The 22,144-nt window shown below is 29.5% G+C and carries 18 protein-coding genes and 2 rRNA genes; 11 read left to right on the top strand and 9 right to left on the bottom strand.

Annotated features, from left to right (window positions below; all coding sequences use genetic code 11):
* Positions 1-33: 33 nt before the first annotated feature.
* Entirely contained in the window at positions 34-2,520 is a 2,487-nt protein-coding gene (locus Q0H31_RS08305; protein ID WP_295297163.1) for a Crp/Fnr family transcriptional regulator, read from the bottom strand.
* Positions 2,521-3,052: 532 nt separating this feature from the next.
* Here Q0H31_RS08305 and Q0H31_RS08300 point away from each other — a divergent pair.
* The 5 genes from Q0H31_RS08300 (at position 3,053) to Q0H31_RS08280 (ending at position 10,118) form a co-directional block, all read left to right on the top strand.
* A 23S ribosomal RNA gene (locus Q0H31_RS08300) occupies positions 3,053-6,040 on the top strand.
* Between the two features lie 119 nt (positions 6,041-6,159).
* Positions 6,160-6,276, top strand: a 5S ribosomal RNA gene (gene rrf, locus Q0H31_RS08295).
* 57 nt (positions 6,277-6,333) lie between these two features.
* The gene (locus tag Q0H31_RS08290; RefSeq protein WP_295297162.1) at positions 6,334-7,059 is read left to right on the top strand and encodes an SIS domain-containing protein; all 726 of its coding nucleotides are present in this window, start codon (positions 6,334-6,336) and stop codon (positions 7,057-7,059) included.
* Positions 7,060-7,171: 112 nt separating this feature from the next.
* Positions 7,172-8,710, top strand: coding sequence for a PTS transporter subunit EIIC (locus tag Q0H31_RS08285; protein WP_295297160.1), 1,539 nt, complete (start codon positions 7,172-7,174; stop codon positions 8,708-8,710).
* A 19-nt stretch (positions 8,711-8,729) separates the two neighbouring features.
* Positions 8,730-10,118 (top strand): hypothetical protein, encoded by a 1,389-nt coding sequence (locus Q0H31_RS08280; protein ID WP_295297159.1) that lies wholly within the window; start codon positions 8,730-8,732, stop codon positions 10,116-10,118.
* Positions 10,119-10,178: 60 nt separating this feature from the next.
* Here the strand turns inward: Q0H31_RS08280 and Q0H31_RS08275 are convergent, their stop codons facing one another.
* Positions 10,179-11,168: a LacI family DNA-binding transcriptional regulator gene (locus Q0H31_RS08275; RefSeq protein ID WP_295297158.1), complete on the bottom strand. Its 990-nt coding sequence runs from the start codon at positions 11,166-11,168 to the stop codon at positions 10,179-10,181.
* A gap of 407 nt (positions 11,169-11,575) precedes the next feature.
* On the opposite strand from Q0H31_RS08275, the gene Q0H31_RS08270 reads away from it, so the two are divergent.
* The 4 genes from Q0H31_RS08270 to Q0H31_RS08255 all read left to right on the top strand — a co-directional run bounded on the left by Q0H31_RS08270 (position 11,576) and on the right by Q0H31_RS08255 (position 16,040).
* Entirely contained in the window at positions 11,576-12,997 is a 1,422-nt protein-coding gene (locus Q0H31_RS08270; RefSeq protein WP_295297156.1) for a PTS transporter subunit EIIC, read from the top strand.
* A 47-nt stretch (positions 12,998-13,044) separates the two neighbouring features.
* Positions 13,045-14,505, top strand: coding sequence for a glycoside hydrolase family 32 protein (locus Q0H31_RS08265; protein ID WP_295297154.1), 1,461 nt, complete (start codon positions 13,045-13,047; stop codon positions 14,503-14,505).
* 261 nt (positions 14,506-14,766) lie between these two features.
* Positions 14,767-15,294 (top strand): flagellar export chaperone FliS, encoded by a 528-nt coding sequence (fliS, locus tag Q0H31_RS08260; protein ID WP_295297152.1) that lies wholly within the window; start codon positions 14,767-14,769, stop codon positions 15,292-15,294.
* Positions 15,295-15,296: 2 nt separating this feature from the next.
* Positions 15,297-16,040 carry a protein kinase gene (locus tag Q0H31_RS08255; protein ID WP_295297173.1) on the top strand — a complete coding sequence of 248 codons (744 nt, stop codon included), beginning with the start codon at positions 15,297-15,299 and terminating at the stop codon, positions 16,038-16,040.
* 50 nt (positions 16,041-16,090) lie between these two features.
* On the opposite strand, the gene Q0H31_RS08250 is transcribed toward Q0H31_RS08255, so the two are convergent.
* The 4 genes from Q0H31_RS08250 to rpsF form a co-directional block, all read right to left on the bottom strand.
* Positions 16,091-16,918, bottom strand: coding sequence for a thioredoxin family protein (locus Q0H31_RS08250; protein ID WP_295297150.1), 828 nt, complete (start codon positions 16,916-16,918; stop codon positions 16,091-16,093).
* A 100-nt stretch (positions 16,919-17,018) separates the two neighbouring features.
* Positions 17,019-17,360, bottom strand: coding sequence for a 30S ribosomal protein S18 (rpsR, locus tag Q0H31_RS08245; RefSeq protein WP_366938239.1), 342 nt, complete (start codon positions 17,358-17,360; stop codon positions 17,019-17,021).
* Between the two features lie 26 nt (positions 17,361-17,386).
* Positions 17,387-17,818 carry a single-stranded DNA-binding protein gene (locus Q0H31_RS08240; RefSeq protein ID WP_295297148.1) on the bottom strand — a complete coding sequence of 144 codons (432 nt, stop codon included), beginning with the start codon at positions 17,816-17,818 and terminating at the stop codon, positions 17,387-17,389.
* A gap of 22 nt (positions 17,819-17,840) precedes the next feature.
* Complete coding sequence (gene rpsF, locus Q0H31_RS08235; RefSeq protein WP_295297146.1) at positions 17,841-18,176, bottom strand: 30S ribosomal protein S6; 336 nt, start codon at positions 18,174-18,176, stop codon at positions 17,841-17,843.
* A gap of 294 nt (positions 18,177-18,470) precedes the next feature.
* Here rpsF and Q0H31_RS08230 point away from each other — a divergent pair, with 294 nt between their 5' ends.
* Positions 18,471-19,589 carry a DegT/DnrJ/EryC1/StrS aminotransferase family protein gene (locus tag Q0H31_RS08230; RefSeq protein ID WP_295297144.1) on the top strand — a complete coding sequence of 373 codons (1,119 nt, stop codon included), beginning with the start codon at positions 18,471-18,473 and terminating at the stop codon, positions 19,587-19,589.
* A gap of 18 nt (positions 19,590-19,607) precedes the next feature.
* Positions 19,608-20,084, top strand: a complete 477-nt coding sequence (locus Q0H31_RS08225; protein ID WP_295297142.1) for a hypothetical protein — start codon at positions 19,608-19,610, stop codon at positions 20,082-20,084.
* Here the strand turns inward: Q0H31_RS08225 and Q0H31_RS08220 are convergent.
* The 3 genes from Q0H31_RS08220 to ispE all read right to left on the bottom strand — a co-directional run bounded on the left by Q0H31_RS08220 (position 20,081) and on the right by ispE (position 21,756).
* The gene (locus Q0H31_RS08220; protein WP_295297140.1) at positions 20,081-20,422 is read right to left on the bottom strand and encodes a nitrilase-related carbon-nitrogen hydrolase; all 342 of its coding nucleotides are present in this window, start codon (positions 20,420-20,422) and stop codon (positions 20,081-20,083) included. The genes Q0H31_RS08225 and Q0H31_RS08220 overlap by 4 nt on opposite strands.
* A 62-nt stretch (positions 20,423-20,484) precedes the next feature.
* Entirely contained in the window at positions 20,485-20,880 is a 396-nt protein-coding gene (locus tag Q0H31_RS08215; protein ID WP_295297139.1) for a nitrilase-related carbon-nitrogen hydrolase, read from the bottom strand.
* An 18-nt stretch (positions 20,881-20,898) separates the two neighbouring features.
* On the bottom strand, positions 20,899-21,756 hold the full coding sequence (ispE, locus tag Q0H31_RS08210; RefSeq protein ID WP_295297138.1) for a 4-(cytidine 5'-diphospho)-2-C-methyl-D-erythritol kinase: 858 nt from the start codon (positions 21,754-21,756) through the stop codon (positions 20,899-20,901).
* Positions 21,757-22,144: the final 388 nt, after the last annotated feature.

The raw sequence follows: 22,144 nt of genomic DNA, 5'->3' as shown, positions 1-22,144 counted from the left end.
TATAAAACTATTTTTTTGTCAATTTTATTACAGTTACATTTTCTTATAAAAATCTATATGAGTTTGCAGCTCTTCAGGCAAAGGATTACCTGTTTTAGTGAATTTGAAATATTTGTTTTCTAATTCAGTAGCCTTTTTGTTTCTTATGTTTTTGAATCTATTAGCCATATCAGCAAACATAGGCTGTTTTTCAAGCTCATCTCTTATGTTTTTAGCAAAAGGAACTTGTCTGTATAGTATTCCTCTTGCCACTCTATTTAGACGCATAATTCCTTTACTTTCGTATTTAAGCCATATAACATAATCTGATACAAATACTTCTCTTAAATTATTTCTGCATTTTTTAATTTGTACTTTTAGTTTTTCTTTAGCATCATCAGAGAGATTTCTGTTTTTCTTGTAGAACTGAATATAATCGCTGTACTCTGAAGTAAGAGACATTTGAGTAATATCATTCCAAGCAGGACCAAGCATAGTTTTACAAAGCTCCCATCTAAAAGCCCCCATCATAGGCAGAGTTAAGCCTTCCAAATCTTCTGATGTAAATATTGGAAGTAGAAATCTTGCTGTACTATTTTTTTGTCTGCTTGAAAGCTCTTCCCACATTATAGCACGAGAACCATATGTAGGCATTAATATAATGTTTGGCAATACTTCCTGCATAACAAGTTCTTTTTCTATGTTTAGCTCTTTATTTTTATATAAAACTTCTCTGTAGAATGCAGAAAAATCTATTTCTAATATAGAGTTTAAAGTATTTTCCATTGTTTCTTTTTTTATTAGAGAGTCTTTGAAATCTTTAATTACCATATCTTTATGAAGTATAGGGAAATAAACACTTATTTGACCATAACATAATCTATGAGTAGTTTCAATCATATTATCCACTTCATATTCAAGTCTTCTAAGAGGGCTTTCCCAATGTTCTTCCATTTCATGGTCGCTTATAGTTCCTCTTTTTTTCATTTCTCTCAAAGCTTCTCTATAGTCCTGTCCGAAACCATTAACAGAAGGAGGCTCTTCTTTATCATAAATTTTTTGAAGCCATTCATCTATATAAAATACATTAATTTTTTTGGAAGCTGTTTTGTCTTTAACTTCATATAGGTCAACAATTTGATTTGGTGTAAGTAATTGGTCGTCCATATATCCGAAGTTTAAGAACATTGAAAGCAGCTTGCTTTTTTCATTGTTTATGATGTATTTTTTAGCTATTTCTCTATAAACTTCAAAGAATACATTTGTAACACTTCTTCTAATTTTTCTTGCATCATCTTCTGTATTAAATTTATCTTTTAATTTTTTGAAAGCATTTAGAGCCTTAAAGAATGAAGAAGCTCTATCTTCAGCTATTCCAGATATTTCCACTATTTTTTTACTAGGGTTTCTAATTTCCTCAGGTATAGATTCTACTCCCATAACTACTTGAACATTGTTTTCATTGTTTGAATCATCATTTGAAGAGTTAATATTTTGAGTTAGCTTTTTAATAGTGCTTTCTAATTCGTCTACGTCTATATTTATTTCGTATTCGTAGTTGTTTTTTATTTTTTCCACTATGTCTTTAGTAACATTAGATATGTATCTTGAATATCTTGCCCATATTTCATAGTCTTTAGATTGCTTTTCTAATTCAAAAGCCATTTTAGAGTATTCATTAAATAGGGATTCTTTATTATTTGAATATAAGAATGCTATATTTTCCATAGTGTTTATAAATTCAGATTTTAGCATATCTGCTATTTCTTTTAATGTTTGATATAGTATTGCTGTAGAAGATAAAGTCATATTAACATCATAATTGAAGAAAGGTGCTTTAATTTCTTTAGGCATAGTTAAAAATCTTTTTATATATTCAATTTCAAATTCCAATTTTTCATTTTCTTCAATGATTTTATTTTTATTATGATTATATATTTCTTCATGGTCTTCTTTTATAAAATCGGTATCAAAATCTGTAGGAAAATTAAAACCGTCATTTGTAGCATATTCAAAAACTTCTTTTGTTTTTAAAAACAATTCAGATTTAATATTTTTATTTTTAGCATTTAAATTAAAATACATAACACCAAGATTAGTAGTTATTATTTTAAGTTCATCATTAATTTTTTTAATTTTTACATATTCATCATAAGTTTTCATTATGATATAAGCAAGAGAATGATACATATTAGTAAGATATGTTTTATTGCTATTGAAGAATGTTTTTATATATTCTTTATCAGGTATATTTATTGTGTATATTTCATTATCATTTTTAGATTTGAAAGAGAAAATATAATTAGAATCGCTCATAAACACACCGATTCCAATCATAATATTTTTAGGTATAGAAAAAAGTTTGCAGCTATACTTCATAATTTCTTCTTCGTCTTCTATACCGAGTAATTCTCTTGATGAAATATATACATCAATATTTCCTTTTGTAATGATGGAAATATTTTTAATTTTTTCACCCTCATGGTATATTGTAGTATTTGGAGTAAGGTTTTTCATTCCATTTTCTTCTGATATATTCATATACAACTCTCTAAAATATATTTAGTTTTTTCAAAAATAATGGTTTAATTATAAGTTTTTTTGTAAAAAAAAGCGAATTTTTGCGTTAATATTTTATTTTAATTTTATTTTTAGAATTTGGCTTTAAAAAAATGTATAAAATGTACAATATATAGGCTTTTTTAATAAAAAAATAGAAATTTTTTTTATTTAACGGGTAAAATAGTATTGCGTTTTTTTGGCTGCATGCTATACTAATAAAACATTGATGATAAATAAAAAATATCAATGAGAAACTAAAGATGATCTTTGACAGATATATAAGAGCGTAGATTTTTATAAAGTATTTTCCAATTAAGAAGCGGAAAGTCAGCAGATTATAAAAATCTTCACTTGATAAGAAAAGAAAACACAATTAGATTGTGTGTCTTAGAGTAGAAACAATTAAGCGGACGTTACTAAAGAATTAGAAGAAACAGCTTTAATTAGCTAAAAGTCTCATTCAAGACGTATTAAACTTAGAAGCTTAGAGATAAGAAGAAAAGGATAATATGGTCAAGTAAGTAAGGGCTTAAGGTGGATGCCTAGGCACTGGAAGGCGATGAAGGTCGTGACAAGCTGCGATAAGCTACGGGGAGAAGCAAATATTCTATGATCCGTAGATCACCGAATGGGAAAACCTATAGAAGTAAACCTTCTATATCATGCACTGAATCCATAGGTGTATGAGGCGACACCCAGGGAACTGAAACATCTAAGTACCTGGAGGAAGAGTAATCAAAATTGAGATTCCCTCAGTAGTGGCGAGCGAAAAGGGAAGAGCCTAAACCGTAATAATGTCAAGTTGTAAGGCGTTGTTATTGCGGTGTTGTAGGGCGGTGAGTGGTATACTTACATATATCGACTTTGCTATATATGATAGTGGAACTGTTTTGGAAAAGCAGGCCATAGTGGGTGATAGCCCTGTACACGAAATCATATATACAAGGTTTTACCGTTCCTGAGTAGGGCGGGGCACGTGAAACCCTGTTTGAATCTGGGTAGACCACTATCCAAGGCAAAATACTAACCAGTGACCAATAGTGTAGAGTACCGTGAGGGAAAGGTGAAAAGTCTCCCGTTGAGGGTTATTAAATAGAACCTGAAACCTTAAGCTTACAAGTAGTCAGAGGGAACCCTGCTAGCAATAGTAGAAGGCCTGATGGCGTGCCTTTTGTAGAATGAGCCTGCGACTTATAGTATGTAGCGAGATTAAGAGGTAATAGCCTTGTAGTCGTAGTGAAAGCGAGCCTTAATAGGGCGAAATTAGTTGCATGCTATACGACCCGAAGCCAAGTGATCTACCCATGAGCAGTGCGAAACTCGAGTAACATTGAGTGGAGGTGCGAACCAGTGGCCGTGAAAAGGCTTTGGATGACTTGTGGGTAGGAGTGAAAGGCTAATCAAACTTGGAGATAGCTGGTTCTCTCCGAAATGTCTTTAGGGGCAGCGTTATGTGTTTACTTGCGGGGGTAGAGCACTAAATGGACTAGGGCCCTTAACCGGGTACCAAACCCAACTAAACTCCGAATACCGTAAGTTAAGAACATGGCAGTTAGACAGCGGCGGATAAGCGTCATTGTCAAAAGGGAAACAGCCCAGATCCTCAGCTAAGGTCCCAAAATCTATGTTAAGTGGGAAAGGATGTGAGAATACTTAAACAGCCAGGAGGTTGGCTTAGAAGCAGCCATTCCTTTAAAGAGTGCGTAACAGCTCACTGGTCGAGTGTTTTTGTGCCGAAAATGTAACGGGGCTCAAACATAGTACCGAAGCTAGGGAATTATAGAGTTAATCTATGATTGGTAGGAGAGCGTTCTTTAAGCCGTTGAAGGTGTATCGTAAGGTATGCTGGAGGTATAAGAAGTGAGGATGCAGGCATGAGTAACGAGAAAACGGGTGAGAAACCCGTTCGCCGCAAACCCAAGGTTTCCTAGGTAAAGCTAATCTGCCTAGGGTTAGTCGACCCCTAAGATGAGGCTGAAAAGCGTAGTCGATGGGAAACAGGTAAATATTCCTGTACTATAGTATGTTTCGATGGAATGACACAGATTGTTTGCGTACGCGAGGTGATGGTTATCCTCGTCGAATAGCCGAGACTTGTGGTGAGTAAATGCTTGCTGCTTCAATGTTGAGGTGGATAGTGACTGGGCTTTCGGGTTCAGGAAGTTGCGTGAATTAGGCTGTCTAGAAATAATTTCTAAGGTTAGGCATATTATAATCGTACCGTAAACCGACACAGGTGGGTGAGATGAGTATTCTAAGGCGCTCGAGATAATCTTCCCTAAGGAACTCTGCAAATTAGTCTTGTAACTTCGGAAAAAGAGACGCTTGAATCTCGGTAGCAATATCGGGAGGAGAGTCGCAGTGAAAAGGCCTGGCCGACTGTTTAACAAAAACACAGATCTCTGCAAACATGTAAATGGATGTATAGGGATTGACACCTGCCCAGTGCTGGAAGGTTAAAAGGAGAGGTTAGCGTAAGCGAAGCTTCGAATTGAAGCCCCAGTAAACGGCGGCCGTAACTATGACGGTCCTAAGGTAGCGAAATTCCTTGTCGGGTAAGTTCCGACCTGCACGAATGGTGTAACGATCCGGGCACTGTCTCGGGGAAGAACTCGGTGAAATTGAATTATCAGTGAAGATGCTGATTACCCGCAACAGGACGGAAAGACCCCGTGAACCTTTACTATAACTTGACATTGAGTTTTGTTTTGTGATGTGTAGAATAGATGGGAGGCTTTGAAGTGGGAGCGCCAGCTTTCATGGAGTCATCGTTGAAATACCATCCTTCGCAAAATGGGATTCTAACGATTAGCCGTTATCCGGCAGTCGGACATTGTCAGGCGGGTAGTTTGACTGGGGCGGTCGCCTCCTAAAGAGTAACGGAGGTGTGCAAAGGTCACCTCAAACCGAATAGAAATCGGTAGTAGAGTATAAAGGCATAAGGTGGCTTAACTGCGAGAGAGACATCTCGAGCAGGTGCGAAAGCAGGTCTTAGTGATCCGGTGGTCCCGAGTGGAAGGGCCATCGCTAAACGGACAAAAGGTACTCCGGGGATAACAGGCTTATCTCCCCCAAGAGTTCATATCGACGGGGAGGTTTGGCACCTCGATGTCGGCTCATCGCATCCTGGGGCTGGAGCAGGTCCCAAGGGTTTGGCTGTTCGCCAATTAAAGCGGTACGCGAGCTGGGTTCAGAACGTCGTGAGACAGTTTGGTCCCTATCCGTTGCGGGCGTTGGAAAATTGAGAAGAGTCATTTTTAGTACGAGAGGACCGAAATGAACGCACCTCTGGTGTATCTGTTGTTCTGCCAAGAGCATCGCAGAGTAGCTATGTGCGGACGGGATAACCGCTGAAAGCATCTAAGTGGGAAGCCTCCTTCAAGATTAATTTTCCCTATGAGTTTCGTTGGAGACTACGACGTTGATAGACTGCAAGTGTAAGCAGGGAAGAAATACCTGTTCAGCTGAGCAGCACTAATCAGACCAATGGCTTGACCATATTATCGTTTTCTTCTTACAAACACACTAAAAAGAAAACATAATCATTAGAATGAGACAATCTACGCTCCTATATATCTGGCAATATCATCAAATTGTTCTTTAATTTGCTAATATTATTTCGGTGACCATAGAGAAAGTGATACACCCGTTCCCATTCCGAACACGGCAGTTAAGCCTTTCATCGTCGATGGTACTGTAAGGGTAGCTTTACGGGAGAGTAGAACGTTGCCGGGTATATATTATATATTTTTATCCCAATAGATTAACTTCTGTTGGGATTTTTATTATTTTATGAAAAAAATAAATAATGATTTTGATAAAATTGATAGAGATATATTGGATTATTTAAAAAAAAATCCTAGGGAAGCTTTAAAACTTGGAGTAAGAGGTGTAGCTAATAAATTTAACACCATTCCTTCAAGAATTGTAAGATTAGCAAAAAAACTAAACTATTCTGGTTTCCTTGAAATGATATATAGTTTTAAATATAATGATATCAATGAATATGATAATTTAACCATAGAAATAAGAAAAAAATTTTTTTTTAGAGTTAGAGATAAAAAAGAAATAGATGAGTTTTTATCTTTAATGAAAACTGCAAAGTTTGCTGTTTATGGAGAAGGTTTTTCAAGTTTAATTTCTAATTATATCTATCAAAAATTATTAGTTCTAGGATTAGAACCAATCAATATTCAATGGATAGACCCCGCCTTTTTTTTGAATATTAAAAATGATATTGATATGATTCTTATTATTTCTAAATCTGGAGAAACTGAATCATGTTGCAAATTTGCAAAGCTCGTGAAAGATTTAGGCGGAAAAGTTGCATCTTTTACTGGCAATTCTAATAGTACTATCTCGCTTATTTCAGACTATGCTTTTTATTTTGAAGATACTATGAAATATGATGACGATGTGTTTTATCCTAATCCTTTTTTTGGATATTGCATAATTGGATTTGAAGAACTAATAAGTAAATATTTCGATAAATACATTTCTAATAAATCTTCTTATTAATTAAAATGAAACTAGTTTTATTTTTTAATACTAGTTTTTTTTAGTTTTTTAAATATTTAAAAAATTATAAAGATATGTTATTTTACTTCATTATAAAAATATGGAGTTTTTTATGATAGATAGTTTTCAAAAATTTTCTAGGGCTATGATGGGCGCTATTTTATTTTTACCTGTTATAGGTACTGCCCTCGTATTGGCCACTTTATTAGGTAATTGGTCTGCTGAAGGAAGTATTATTAAAGATGTGGCTGATATATTGGGAGGAACTCTTTGGCCTTTATTTGGTAATCTAAGTTTAATATTTGCAGTTGGTATTTCTTTTGGTTTAGCTAAAGAAAAGAAAACAGAGGCCGCTTTAGTTGGACTTATGGTATTTATTATGTTTCTTGGTGCTAATTCAACTTTCTTAGAAATTACAAACAAAGTTATACCTATGCCTGAAAATGGACAATTAGCTGGAACAGGACAAACTGAACTGTTAGGTTTTAGAGTAATAGATATGGGAGTATTTTTAGGAATAATATTAGGTATTACTACTGCTAAAATACATAATACTTTTTGTAACCTTGAGTTTAAAGGTGCTATGGCTATGTATGGTGGTAGTAAAGTTGTATTTGTTATAATGATACCTATAGTAATATTATTTGCTATAATACTTAGTTATATATGGCCTTTTGTTGCTAAAGGAATTACATTATCTACTACATTTATGAAAAATGCAGGTTCATTAGGTGTATTTGTATATGGATTTTTGGAAAAAGTTTTGATACCTACAGGATTACACCATTTAGTATGGTCTCCTTTCCAATTAACTAGTATAGGAGGTACTTTGGTGAGAGATGGTATCACATATGAAGGTACTATGCAAATATTCTTTGCTGAAATGGCTAATAAAGATGTTAAATTAATGAATGAAGCTATAAGATTTTCTCAGCAAGGTATGGTTTGTATGTTTGGTTTGGTTGGTGCTGCTTTAGCTTTCTACCATACTGCTAAACCTGAAAAGAAACAGCAAGCAAGAGCTATATTAATACCAGCTACTTTAACTGCTATGTTAGTTGGTATTACAGAACCTATTGAATTTACTTTTTTATTTGTTTCTCCTCCATTATGGGTTATATATGCTGCTATGTCTGGAGTATTTCAAGCTATTTTAAATGTATTTTCAATAAGACCTTGGGGTGCTAGTGGATTTATTGATTTCTTCTTATATGATTTGCCTATGCCTCCTTCTGTAACTAGATGGCCTTATTTTATTCTAATAGGAATAATACAAGCTATATTATTTTATTATGTATTTAAATTTTTTGTATTAAAGTTTAATTTGAAAACACCAGGTAGAGAAGATGATGAAGCTGATGTTAAACTATATTCAAAAAAAGAATACTTGGAAAATAAAACAGCTAATGAAGAAAATAAAATAAATAATATTATTAAGGCTATAGGAGGTAAAGAAAATATAATATCTGTAGATAATTGTTTTACAAGATTAAGATTAGAACTTAAAGATATTAATATTATTGATGAAGCTTTATTAAAAGAAACAGGAAGTCATGGTGTTGTTAAAAAAGGACAATCTGTACAAATTATTTATGGTCTTTCTGTTAATAGTATAAAAAATAAAGTTGAGAAAGCATTAAATAAAGAATAATTATTAAATGGAGTAAAAAATGAAATTAACAGTTTTAGGTGGTGGTGGAGTTAGATCTCCTTTTTTAGCAAAATCTTTAGCTTTACAGGTGAATAAAATAGGTGTTACATCTGTAGTATTTATGGATAACAATAATAAAAAATTACAGATATATGGTAATTTATCAAAAGAGATTTTTGAAAAACTTAATGATAAGGTTAAGTTTTCTATTACTTCAGACCCTATAGAGGCTTTAAAAGATGCTGATTATATTATTACTACCATTAGGGTTGGTGAAGAAGAAGGAAGAGTAAAAGATGAAAGAGTGGCATTAAAAAATGGTGTATTAGGACAAGAAACAACTGGTCCTGGAGGTTTTTCTTTTTCTATAAGATCCATTCCTGTTATATTGGATTATTGTAAAATGATAGAAAAATATTCATCAAAAGATGCTATACTTTTCAATTTTACTAATCCATCTGGTTTAGTAACTCAGGCTATACAAAAATCTGGCTTCTCAAAAAAGTTTTTTGGTATTTGTGATGCTCCAAGCGAATTAATAAGAGAAATATGCCATATTATTGGAGAAAAAGAAGAAAATGTAAAAATTGATTGTTTTGGGCTTAATCATTTATCATGGTTTAGAAATATACAGGTTAATGGAAAAGATATAACAAAATCTATTATAGAAAATCCTAAAATATATAAAGAAACAGAAATGAGATATTTTGATGTAGATTTGGTTCATTTATCTGACGATATGCTTTTAAATGAATATCTATATTTTTATTATTATAGAGAAAAAGCTGTTCAAGCTATAGTTGATTCTGGTAAAACAAGAGGAGAGCAAATATTAGAAATTAATAATAAAATGTATAATGCTCTTAAAGATATAGATATACATAATGATTTAGATAAGGCTTTTGAAATATATTTTTCTTATCTAATAGAAAGAGAAAGTAGTTATATGGCTAGAGAATCTGGTGTTGAAAAATCAAATAAGAGAGAAGTTATACCATTATCTGAATTTTTAAAACTACCTGATTCTGGAGGATATGCAGGTGTAGCAATAGATATACTTGAGGCTGCAAGTAATAATCATAATAAAAGAGTTGTTGTTTCAGTGAAAAATAATGGAGCTTTAGAATTTTTAGATTATAATGATGTTGTTGAAATAAGCTGTACTATAGATGAAAACGGTAATGCTGTTCCAATAAAAATGAATAATATACCAAAGATGCAAGAGAATTTAATAAAAGATGTTAAACTATATGAAAATCTTACAGTAGAAGCTATTTTTGAAAAAAGCATTCAAAAAGCTATTAAAGCTTTAACTGTACATCCATTAGTTAATTCTTATTCTATTGCTAAATCTATTGTATTTGATTATATAGAAGTACATAAAGAATATTTTAAAGATTGGAAATAAAATAATATATAAAAAATATTTATTGGGGTTAATAAAAAGTTAATTTTATTAACTCCTTTTTTATTTCACGCTCTTGCCTTCTATGAATTGATAATCTATATAAAATATTTTTTTTACTTCAACATTATTAATTAAATCTATTAAAGTATTGGCAGTGCATACACCGGCATTAAATGAATTAAATTTTATAGTGGATAGCTGCGGGTCTATTATTGCATCAATTTCATATCCGCCAAAAGATATTACAGATATATCATCTGGAATTTTTAGCCCCATCTCTTTTATTATCATATACACACTATGTGCTTGCCTATCTGTAGAGCATATTATTGTATCTACTTTATTATTTTTTAATAAATTCTTCGTTGCAATTTTAGCACTATCATAAGAAAAATCTGCTAATTCAACATTTATATTCTCTATTCCATATTTTTTTAGTCCGTCTATAACACCATTTTTTCTATTAACACCAATTGCAACGTCTTTTTCATCAACGCTTATAAATCCTATGTTTTTATGATTTTTTTTCCCAATATACTCTCCAATCTCCACACCTGCATTATAATCATCATTAACTATGCTTATACCCTCATCATATTCCTGTCCGTATATCACAATAGGTACATCTAAATTTTTAAATATTTTTTTATGTTCATCTGTTATATATGTTGCACTTAATACTATCCCATCAACGTTTAACCTCTCTAGTTTTTCCATATATTTTAGTTCTAATTCATTTTGATGATTTGTATTCATTATTATTGGTATGTAATTTTTTTCTCTAAAAGTTTTCTCCAATCCTGTAAGGACCCTAGATGTTACTATTGAATCTAAAGCAGGAACTATTATTCCTATTATATAACTCCTTCTTGCCTTTAATCTTGCAAAAGTATTAGGCTCATAATTATACTCTTTTATTATTTTTGCTATTTTTTCTTTAGTTTCCTTCTTTATATATCCACCATTAAAATATCTTGATATTGTAGTTTTTGTTACTCCTGCCATTTCTGCTATATCTTTCATAGTTATATTTTTCTTTTCAATCTTCATACAACGATTTTTTCTCCTATATGTTAGAGAGTGAATATTAAAAAATTATATTAAAAATATATATTATGTCAAAAATATTTTCTAATTATAATAATATTTTTTGATAGTTTTTATGTATTTTTTAGCATATATTTTTTTATATAATTATAGTTTTATGTATCTTAAAAAACTTATTATAAATATAAGCTATTTATATTCCTTATTTTTTTACATACGCAGAAAATATTTAGCTTATATTTATTAAAAAATTATAATTACTTAGCCTTTTTAGTATATACTTTTTGTATTAAAAATCAAATATGTAAGTTTATTTTATATTAATTGTTATAATTATGCTTGACAAAATATTGAATAATGGTAGAATGATTTATGTAACCGATTACATAAATCACAATAGGATATTTGCTATGGCTATAAATTATAAAAAAACTGCTGAAGAAATTATTAATACAGTAAATAAAGAGAATATTATCTCGGCAACTTTCTGTGCTACAAGATTAAGATTGATAGTAAAAGACAGAGAAAGTATAAAAGATTCAAATGTACAAAAGATAGATGGTGTTAAGGGAGTATTTTTTAATTCTGGGCAGTATCAAATAATATTAGGTACTGGGGTTGTAAATAAAGTTTATGCTGAGATTGTTAATTTAGGTGTTGCGGGAGCGGCAAAACAAAATACAGAAGAAACTAAAAAAGTGGGAGAGAAAAATAATTTTAGAAAGTTTATTCGTATATTTGCTGATGTGTTTGTTCCTATAATGCCTGCTATGATTGCAACAGGATTATTTTTGGGGCTTAAGGGTGCGTTAATAAATGACAGTTTCTTAAGTTTATTTAATTTACAAGTTTCAAATATACCTGTTTCTATTATGACATTTATGAGCGTACTTACAGAGACAACATTTGCATTTTTGCCTGCTCTGGTATGTTGGTCAACATTTAGGGTATTTGGCGGCTCTCCAATATTGGGTATATTACTTGGATTAATGCTTGTTTCTCCTGCTTTGCCTAATGCTTATTTGGTTGCTAATCCAGACAGCGGTGTGAAACCTATAATGCTTTTTAACTTTATACCTATAGTGGGATATCAAGGAAGCATACTTCCTGCTCTAATCGCTGGTATTATAGGCTCTAAAGTGGAATTAAATTTAAGAAAAGTGATACCTAATATCATAGATATACTTGCTACTCCTTTTTTAACTTTACTTATAATGCTTATATTATCTTTAGCCGTAATTGGACCAATATTTCATATAGTTGAGCAGTGGATATTAGTAGCTATTAATTTCTCTTTATCATTGCCTTTTGGAATTGGCGGATTTATAATAGGGTTTGGAATAATATTTATAGTTGTTACTGGTGTTCATCATATAATGAATTTAATAGAGATATCATTACTTGCAGCAACTACATTAAACCCAATTAATCCTCTTTTATCTGTTGCTAATTTAGCTGCTGGGGCTGCTTGTTTGGCTGTAACATTAAAGACAAGAAGAAAAAGCGTAAAAGCTATGGGATATGGTGCTACTTTATCTGCTTGGCTTGGAATAACTGAGCCTGCTATATTTGGTATTAATATAAGATATGGAATAAAACCTATGGTTTGCGGAGCTATTGCTGCTGGGGTAACTGGATTAATTGCAAGATTATTAAACTTACAGGCTACTGCTAATGGGGTTACTGGCATACCGGGAGCTTTGCTTTATGTATATGATGGAAAACAGCTAATAGGATATATTGCTGTTGCTGTAATTACTATTGTTTTATCTTTTACTATTACTTGGTTTTTTGGTGTTCCTAAAGAATATATGCAGGAAGATGAAGAATAAAGTTTATATTAATTATTAAATAATAGTTAATTTTAGAGGTAAATAAGATGAATTTAGTTAGTAAAATTTTTGAAGAAGCAATAAGACAAAAAGAAATCGGATATAATAAAAACAATAAATGGAAATTAAATTTTCATCTAATGCCTCCTATAGGTTGGATTAATGACCCTAATGGTTTATGTTATTTTAAGGGTGAGTATCATATATTTTTTCAATATTCTCCTTTTGAAGTTGAGGGAGGATTAAAATTTTGGGGACATTATATTACTAAGGATTTGATTAATTATAAATATGTAGGGGTTTCAATATATCCAGATGAAAAATATGATTGTCATGGCGTATATTCCGGCGCTGCTTTTATAGAAGATGATAAAATATATATATACTATACTGGTAATGTAAAACTTTTAGGGGAGCATGATTATATTGAAAGCGGAAGAGAGGCTAATACTATGCTTACTGTTTCTGATGATGGTATTAACTTCTCTGAAAAAGAATGCTTAATGGAGATGAAAGATTATCCTAAAGGCATAACAAATCATATAAGAGACCCAAAAGTATGGAAGGCAGATAATTCCTATTATATGGTTCAAGGTGCAAGGAAATATGGTGATGATAGAGATAATGATATTGGAGAGGTGTTAATATTTTCTTCAAAAGATAAAAGAAATTGGAAGCATATAAGTACTGTAAATACTAAAGATAGATTTGGATATATGTGGGAATGTCCTGATTTATTTAATTTAGATGGGCAGAATATTTTAATTACTTGTCCGCAGGGAGTTAAGCAGATTGAGAGTGTATATGAGAATATTTATCTTTCTGGATACTTTTTAATAAATGACGATTATAAGACTAAAGATTCTATTACAGTTAATGATTTTACTGTACTTGACAAGGGGTTTGACTTTTATGCTCCGCAAACATTTTTAGATGAAAATGGAAATAGAGTTATTATAGGGTGGATGGGTGTTCCTGATACTGAAGAGACTCATAAAAACTTAACTGTTGACTATGGCTGGCAGCATTGTTTAACTATAGCAAGAGAATTAAGCTTCAAAAATGGTAAACTTTATCAAAAACCGCATAGAAGTTTGGAAAAATTAAGAAATAGCATGATATTTGAAAATAAATGTTCTTACAGTTCATTATCTGATAATTTAATTTCTGCCGATTCTTATGAGGTTATAGTTGATAATATAAAAGATGCTGATAATTTTGAATTATTAATTTCTGAGGGTGTTTCTATTAAATATAAAGAGAGTAAATTCATATTAGAGTTCGTAAATGATATAGGAAAGCAAATCGGAGGCGGAAGAGGCAAAAGAAGTGCATATTTAGAAAAGTTAGAAAATATAAGAATATTAATAGATACTTCAACAATAGAGATATTTGTAAACGATGGAGAGATGGTATTTACTACAAGATATTATCCGGATAAATATTCTTTTAGAGTTTCTGGGGATATGAACTTAAAAATATATAAATTAGATAGTTTTACTTATTAAATATTTTTTATATTTTTATAAATTGAATTTTTCAATATATTTTGTAACTTTAATATATATTAATATAATTTTATATAAAATATGCTGTATACTAAAGTCAAATAAAAAATTTAAAAGTAATTTTGACAAATTATAGTTGTTTCGGTATAATATAGTATGTATATGCATCTTTTATTAAAAATAGTAAAAAATATTTTATGCTTTTTTCTATTTTCCGATAATAATTTTATAATAAATATATTAATTTATGGGGGGATTTAATTGTCTACTAATAACGGTTATCAAAAATATAAAAAAATCGATGTAAGTACGGCATCTCAAAATAGACTAGTGATTATGCTTTATGATGGTGCTATTAAGTTTCTTGAAAATGCTTGTAATGCTATGGATAAAAAACATGGCACAGAAGAGGCTCATAATAATATAATGAAAGCTCAAGAGATTATATATGAACTTCTCTCTTCTTTAAATTATGATGCCAAAGAAATAGCTGAAAGATTAGCTTCTATATATACTTATATGAATCAAAGATTGACAGAGGCAAACATATCTAAAACTAAGCCTCCTATATTGGAAGTAGTAAAATATCTTAAAGAATTAAAAACTGCTTGGGAGGGTGTAGAAGAAAAATTATCTTCTTCTGTGAGCAGTAATAATATTAAAAAAGAAGAGCCTGTTTCTGCGGCTTCTCAAAATAATTCTGCTCCTGATAATAATAAAAGTTATGATAAAAAATTTATAAAAAGAGATGATAAGGCTGTTGCATCAAAATTAAATATTACGGGTTAATGATGAAAAAGATTTGTTTTTACGTTTTTATATTTATAGTTATTTTGGTTTCGATATCTTGCGGTGATAAAAATGCTGAAACTCTTGAAGAGTATCAAGTTAGAATGAAAAATGCTGAGATATTAAAATATTATAATATACAGGAAGTGATGCCTCCGAGAGTTGTAGAAGATGGAATATTGTTTACTTTTGCTGAGAATTATGATTCTGTTGAAGTGTCTGGAGATTTTAATAATTGGGAAGATAGTATACCGCTTATAAAAAACTCTTACGGAATATTTTATTATTTGTGGCAGACTCCTTTAAAGGCGGGTAAGTATTTATATAGATATAGAGTTAATGGTGTGTGGATTAATGACCCTATAAATCAAAATGTAGAATATGATAATAATAATCAAGAGGTTAGTTATTTTGTATTAGACAGCGATATTGGTTTTTATGAACAAAACCCTATATATAATTCTGACGGTACTGTAACTTTTTTCTATAGCAATGACACTGCTTTAGAGGTTATGTTTACATCAGATAAATTGGGTTTCGATAGTTTAAGATATCCTATGATTTATTCTAATAATTTATGGACTATCACTTTAAGAGCAGAACAAGGTCCTTATTATTATAACTTTGTAGTTGATAGGGTATGGGAAATAGACCCTCTTAATTTGAATGTTTATAGAGGCAATGACGGAAGACTTCATTCATTTACTACTATAAATTATAATAATACAAATCTAATAAAATATTAATATATTAAAGGCTCATATTATATATATAATATGAGCCTTTTTATTATTTTTTACTCTTCTCCATAATATTCTATAGCTTCTATATATTGATTTTTTAATTCATCATTTGTTATACTGTCAGTAAAGCTTTTTAAGTAGTTTATTCCTTCTTCTTTATCTCCGCTAATTATTTTATAAATTCCTTTAAAATATATAGCTTCATATAATTTTTGAGAATTATTACTATAATTGTTTAATACTTCATTAAAATATTTAATACCTTCGTCAAACTGTTCATTGTAAAATAAAACTGTTCCTATATCCACTAAATATGTTGGTATGTCTTCTTTTTCTATTTTGTTTTCTTTTATTAATATATCATACATTTCCATAGCTTCTTTATAATATTCGGAGTCTATATATATTTTTAATTTCTCTGCTGTTGGATTATTATTGGCAAACTCTATATTAATATTTTCTGATTTTTTTTCTATATTTTTTATCTCTTCAAGCAAATCATTTGTGTCAATATATCCTAATATCTTTTTTATAATAAAACCATTTGTATTTATAAACACTGCAGAAGGAAATGCACTAATATTATATTTGTTTGTAAGAAGTTTTACATTTTCGTCATTATCTTCAGCATTAATTTTTAAAGGCACAAAATTGTAGTTAATATTAGAAGCTATTTCCTTGTCTAAATAAACATTCGTCTCCATTATTTTACAAATTGTACACCAATCAGTATAAAAATCTATCATTATAGCTTTATTTTCTTTTACTGCTTTTTCTAATGCCGTATTATAATTAGTTTCCCAATTTATTAACTGTGCATTATTATTATTACAAGATAACAATACTAATATACTAAATACTATAATAAAAATATTTTTCATTTATATATCCTAATTTATTTTTTATAATATAAAAAAACAGCCATCATATATAAAATATAATGACTGTTATTATTATCAAGTGTTTTTATAAAACTAATTATTAATATTTAGTTTCATAAGGAAGAAGAGCGATATTTCTAGCTCTTTTTATAGCTTTAGTAACTAATCTTTGATGTTTAGAACAAGTACCGTTTAAGCGTTTAGGTATAATTTTTCCGCTTTCTTTAACATATTTCTTTAATAATTTTATGTCTTTATAATCTAATACATCAATATTGTTTTTGCAGAAATAGCATATTTTTTTCTTAAAGAATTTTTTTCTGCTAGCCATATCTTTATCATTTGTTTCTTTATTAAAATGCTGTTTTTTATCAGCCTTAGCTTTATTTTCTTCTTCATTAATAGAAGAATTTTCTATATTTTCAGTGTTTTCTAATTCCATTATTTTATCTCCTAAAAAGTGTTTAATTAAAATGGCACTTCATCATCGTCAGAGAAACTACCTATATCAATACCATCAGACATGCCTCCGCCAGCAGAAGCAGAAGGTGTATAAGTAGTATCCATTGATTGGCTGTTAGCTCCAAGCATTTGCATACTATTAACTATGATTCTAATTCTTGATTTTGTAGTATTTGTATCTTTATCTTGCCATCTATCCTGTCTTAAAGAGCCATTAATAGCTATTTGTTTGCCTTTAGTTAAATATTTGCTAATAGTTTCTGCTGTTTTTCCAAAAGCAACTACATCAAAATAGTTAACTTCATTAGCATTTTTAGTGCTTACATAATAGTTATTTGCTATAGAAAATTCTACTACAGCACTTCCGCTTGGCAAATATTTAAGCATTGGGTCAGCAGTAAGTCTGCCTATTAAAGTTACATTATTTACATCTGACATAATAATAAAGCCTCTATACTAATTATGCTTCTTGCGTATTATTTGTTTCTTCTTTTTTCTCTTCTTTCTTTTGAATAATTTCATCTAAGCGAACAATTATAAATCTCAATATGCTAAGTTCATATCTCAATTCTCTTTCAATTGTTTGTAAGCTTTTACCATCACATTTGAAGTGATAGAAATAGAATTTACCCTCATTTACTTTGCGAATAGGGTAGCTTAGCTTATGAATGCCATAATCTGATTCATTGAATATTTCACAATTGTAGTTTTGCAAAATAGATTTGACATGTTCTTTTGCTTTTTGATGTACAGAGTCATTTATCTCTGTAACGAAAAGAATTTCATATTCTCTCATTTGTTTAAACTCCTTGGACAAGGCTTCATATTTTTACGAAGCGAAGTAATTTATGATATTTTATTCTCGCCATTATATATTTTTTCAGTAAAAAGTCAACGAATTTTATTATAGAATTTTTTATTAGTATAATGTTTAAGTTTATTTAGGTATAATCTTAAAAGTATGTATTTTTTATTATTAATTTTATATCACTTTATAGAATAAAAAATAGCTATATTTATTATTGACAATAGTAATTAATTTTTATAAAATATATTGAAAATTTAATTTTTTATTTATGGAGTTATTGCAATGAAATACATGAATCTTTACAGAGGTTACGAAAAGAGAAAAGAGAGTATAGATAAAAAAATAGCTTCTATTATAGAGAGAAGTCAATTTATATTTGGTGAAGAGTTAGAGAACTTAGAGCATGAATTAGCAAATTATACTGGTGCTAAATATGCTGTGGGAGTTTCATCTGGACATGTTGGATTAGTGCTTTCGCTTTTGGCATTGGGTTTTAATGCTGGAGAAGACCACTCTGCAAAAGAAGTAATAGTTCCTGCTATGACATTTTTCTCTACTGCTGAGGCACCTGCTTTTTTGGGTATGAAGGTCGTTGTTTGCGATATTGATGAGTATTTTAATATGGACGTAAATAAACTCGAAAGCCTTATTAACAAAAATACTGTTGCCATCATTCCTGTAAACTTATTCGGACAATGTGCTAATTATGATGTTATATTGGATATAGCTAAAAAGCATAATTTATTTGTAATAGAAGATGCTTGTCAGTCTTTTGGTGCCAGCTATAAAAATATAAAATCTTGTTCCGGAAAATTGGGAAATATTGCTGTTACTTCATTTTTCCCTGCTAAGCCTTTAGGCTGTTTTGGTGATGGCGGAATGGTGTTTACTAATGATGAGAAGTTATACAAAAACTTAAAACAGCTTCGTCATCATGGTGATGAAGGCGGAATGATACATGTTAAGCTTGGCACTACAGGAAGATTAGACAATTTACAGGCTGGTATTTTATTAGAGAAGTTTAAGGGTTTTGATGATGATATGAAGCACAGAAGAAATGCTGCTAAATATTATAATGATAATTTAAAAGATATAGTTAAAGTTCCTCAAGTAGCAGAATATACTGAGAGTGTTCATGCTCAATATGTTATACAAGTTGAAGATAATAGAGATGAAGTGAGAACTAAATTAAGTGAACTTGGCATACCTACAGCACTTTATTATCCTCACCCTATACACTTAGCACCTGTTCTTGTTAAAAAGTTAGGTTATAAAGAAGGAGATATGCCTGTGTCTGAATATGCTTCTAAACATAATATAGCTCTTCCTATAGATAATGATATACTTAAAGAAGAACAAGATATGGTAATAGAAGCTTTGAGAAAAGTAGTAAAAAAATAATATTTTAAGGTTTTTACTTTGAGTATTTTAGATACAACAGAAATTGATGAAGAGCTTGTAGGCGTTGTAACAGAGCTTAACAAGCTCGGATTCATTACTAATCAAAGCTGTGCTGGACATAGTTATCAAAAAATAGGTTTTAATTATAATCCTTATATATCATTTTTTTATGGTATATTAGAACGAAGAAAAAAAGAAGATTGGGATATTTTGTATCATTGTTTAATATTAGATGAGATACTTAAAAATATTAATAATGATAATGTTATAATCACTATGCGTTTTAATACAATAGATAAAAAAATGTCGTATAGAGATAATAATTTTAGTAATTTAGAATATGATTTATGCTTTATGAATTTTTATAAACTTAATATAGCTAATATTACAGATACCGAAAATGGCAGTAAATTATTTATTGATAAGTGGAAAGAGATTATAAAATATTATAAGGCTAATAGAAAAGAATTAGATGAAAAGTTTATAAAGAGTTAATAATGCCTTTTTATTTCATCATAAAAGTTTGAGCATATTATATTAGATTTTAAATTATTAATTTCTATGCTGGCATTTAATGATATTGTTTCATCTTTATCTGCATTTGCTAAAAAACTTCCGTCTTTATCTATTATAAAACTTTTACCTATAAAATATGCATCAATGTCTTTTGTCTTTTCTCTTCCAACTCTATTGCATAATATTATAGGAGTGATGTTTTCAATAGCTCTTACTTTTGCTATTTCTAAAGTATTTTCTCCTCCAAAGTTTGCAAGAATGCATATTAAATTGCTTCCGTTTAGTATTTGCTTTCTTGATATTTCACTAAACCACACATCAAAACAAATTTGTATAGATAATTTTTCTTTACAAACTTCAAATACATTGTAGGATTCTTTTATATCTCCGCTGTCAAAAAACTTTTTTCAAAATCTGATAAATGAACTTTTCTGTATACGCCTTTAAAATGTCCGTTTTCTGCTATTAATGCTGAATTATAAATTTTATCTTTAAAATTTTCTGCAAATCCTGCTATTATGGCTTTGCTGTATTTTTTTGATATTTTTAGTATTTCGTTTATGAATATTGATTTTTCGTTTGTTTTATTTGTTATATTCTCTATATTTTCAGATACTTTTAATAAATCTTCCCTCTTTTCAAATAAATATCCAGATGAAGAAAGCTCAGGAAGCACTATTAAATTAGCATCATTGTTTTTAACATGTTTTTCTATTATGTTTATATTTTCTTTTTTATCTTTTTTTACGTCAAATTGAATAAAAGATACTCTCAATTTTATTATTCCTTAAAATTATATTAACGCTAATTTAAACACATCTAAATGAGGAAATTCTTCTTTTAATATATTATAATCATTTTCTATTTTTTTATCATCACTATCATACAAAGTAAATAAAGAAGAACCAGAACCGCTCATCACAATTTTTTTATTTATTTTGTTTTGCATTTCTTCTTTATATTCTTTTATTTTTGGCTCTAAATTAAATACATTATCTTCAAATACATTATATAAATTATTATAAATATTATTAAAATCTAATTTTTTATTGTCAAAAATATATTTGAAAGATAAAAAGTCTGATTTATTAAAATCTTCGCTTTTAAAATTTGAATAAGCCACTTTTGTAGATACATGTATATTTGGGTATATGATAATTATTTTATAAGGCAATGTATAATCATAATTAAAAATATTCTCTCCTATGCCATTAACCCAGCTCATACCCTGCTTAATAAAAAAAGGAATATCTGCTCCAAACTTTGAAAATGTTTTTATTAATGTTTCATCTCCTTTTATTTTTAATTCTTCAAGTAAGAATTTTATAAATACTCCCGCATTAGAAGAACCGCCTCCAAGCCCAGCACCATTTGGTATGTTTTTTTCTATATTTATTTTATAACTTTTTTTTAAGTTCATATTGTCTTTAAAAAATAAAAATATTTTTGAAAGTATATTATCTTCATTATCATCATTTAATTTGTATTTGCCTGTGGTTGTAACTTTAAAAGAATTAGATTCTTCTATTGTTAGAACGTCATAAAGATTAACGGTGTGAAATAAAGATTCTATTAAATGGTATCCGTCTTCTCTTTTTGATGTTATATCCAAAAACAAGTTTACTTTGCAAGGAGATTTTAATTCTATCATATAGCTGCCTTTTGAAATAATAATTTTATAAAGATATTATAGCATCAATTATAAATTAATAATATAGGATTGTTTTGATTAATATATATAAACAATTATATTTCATTGTATAAACTTTTATTTTCTTGTTCTTTTTCCCGCCGCAAAAAGAACAAGAAAGTGCAAGTGTTTTAGTTTTGTATATTTTTTAGTATGCATAAACTATATTGTAATACCAACATTTTAAGCATAAAAAATGCAGTCCTTTTGCTTCTTTGGGTCACCAAAAGAAGTGGGGGTGTGGGGGCAAAGCCACCACAAATATGAAAAAATGGGGCTGTCCTAGATAACTAAAAAAGCTCCTTTTTTGCTAAATTATATATAATTTCCAATTGTTTTTCAACTTTAG

Source organism: uncultured Brachyspira sp., from assembly GCF_934747485.1.
Taxonomy (GTDB): Bacteria; Spirochaetota; Brachyspiria; order Brachyspirales; family Brachyspiraceae; genus Brachyspira.
The sequence above is the reverse complement of the archived record's forward strand: the minus strand, read 5'-3'. Positions and strand labels throughout refer to the sequence as shown.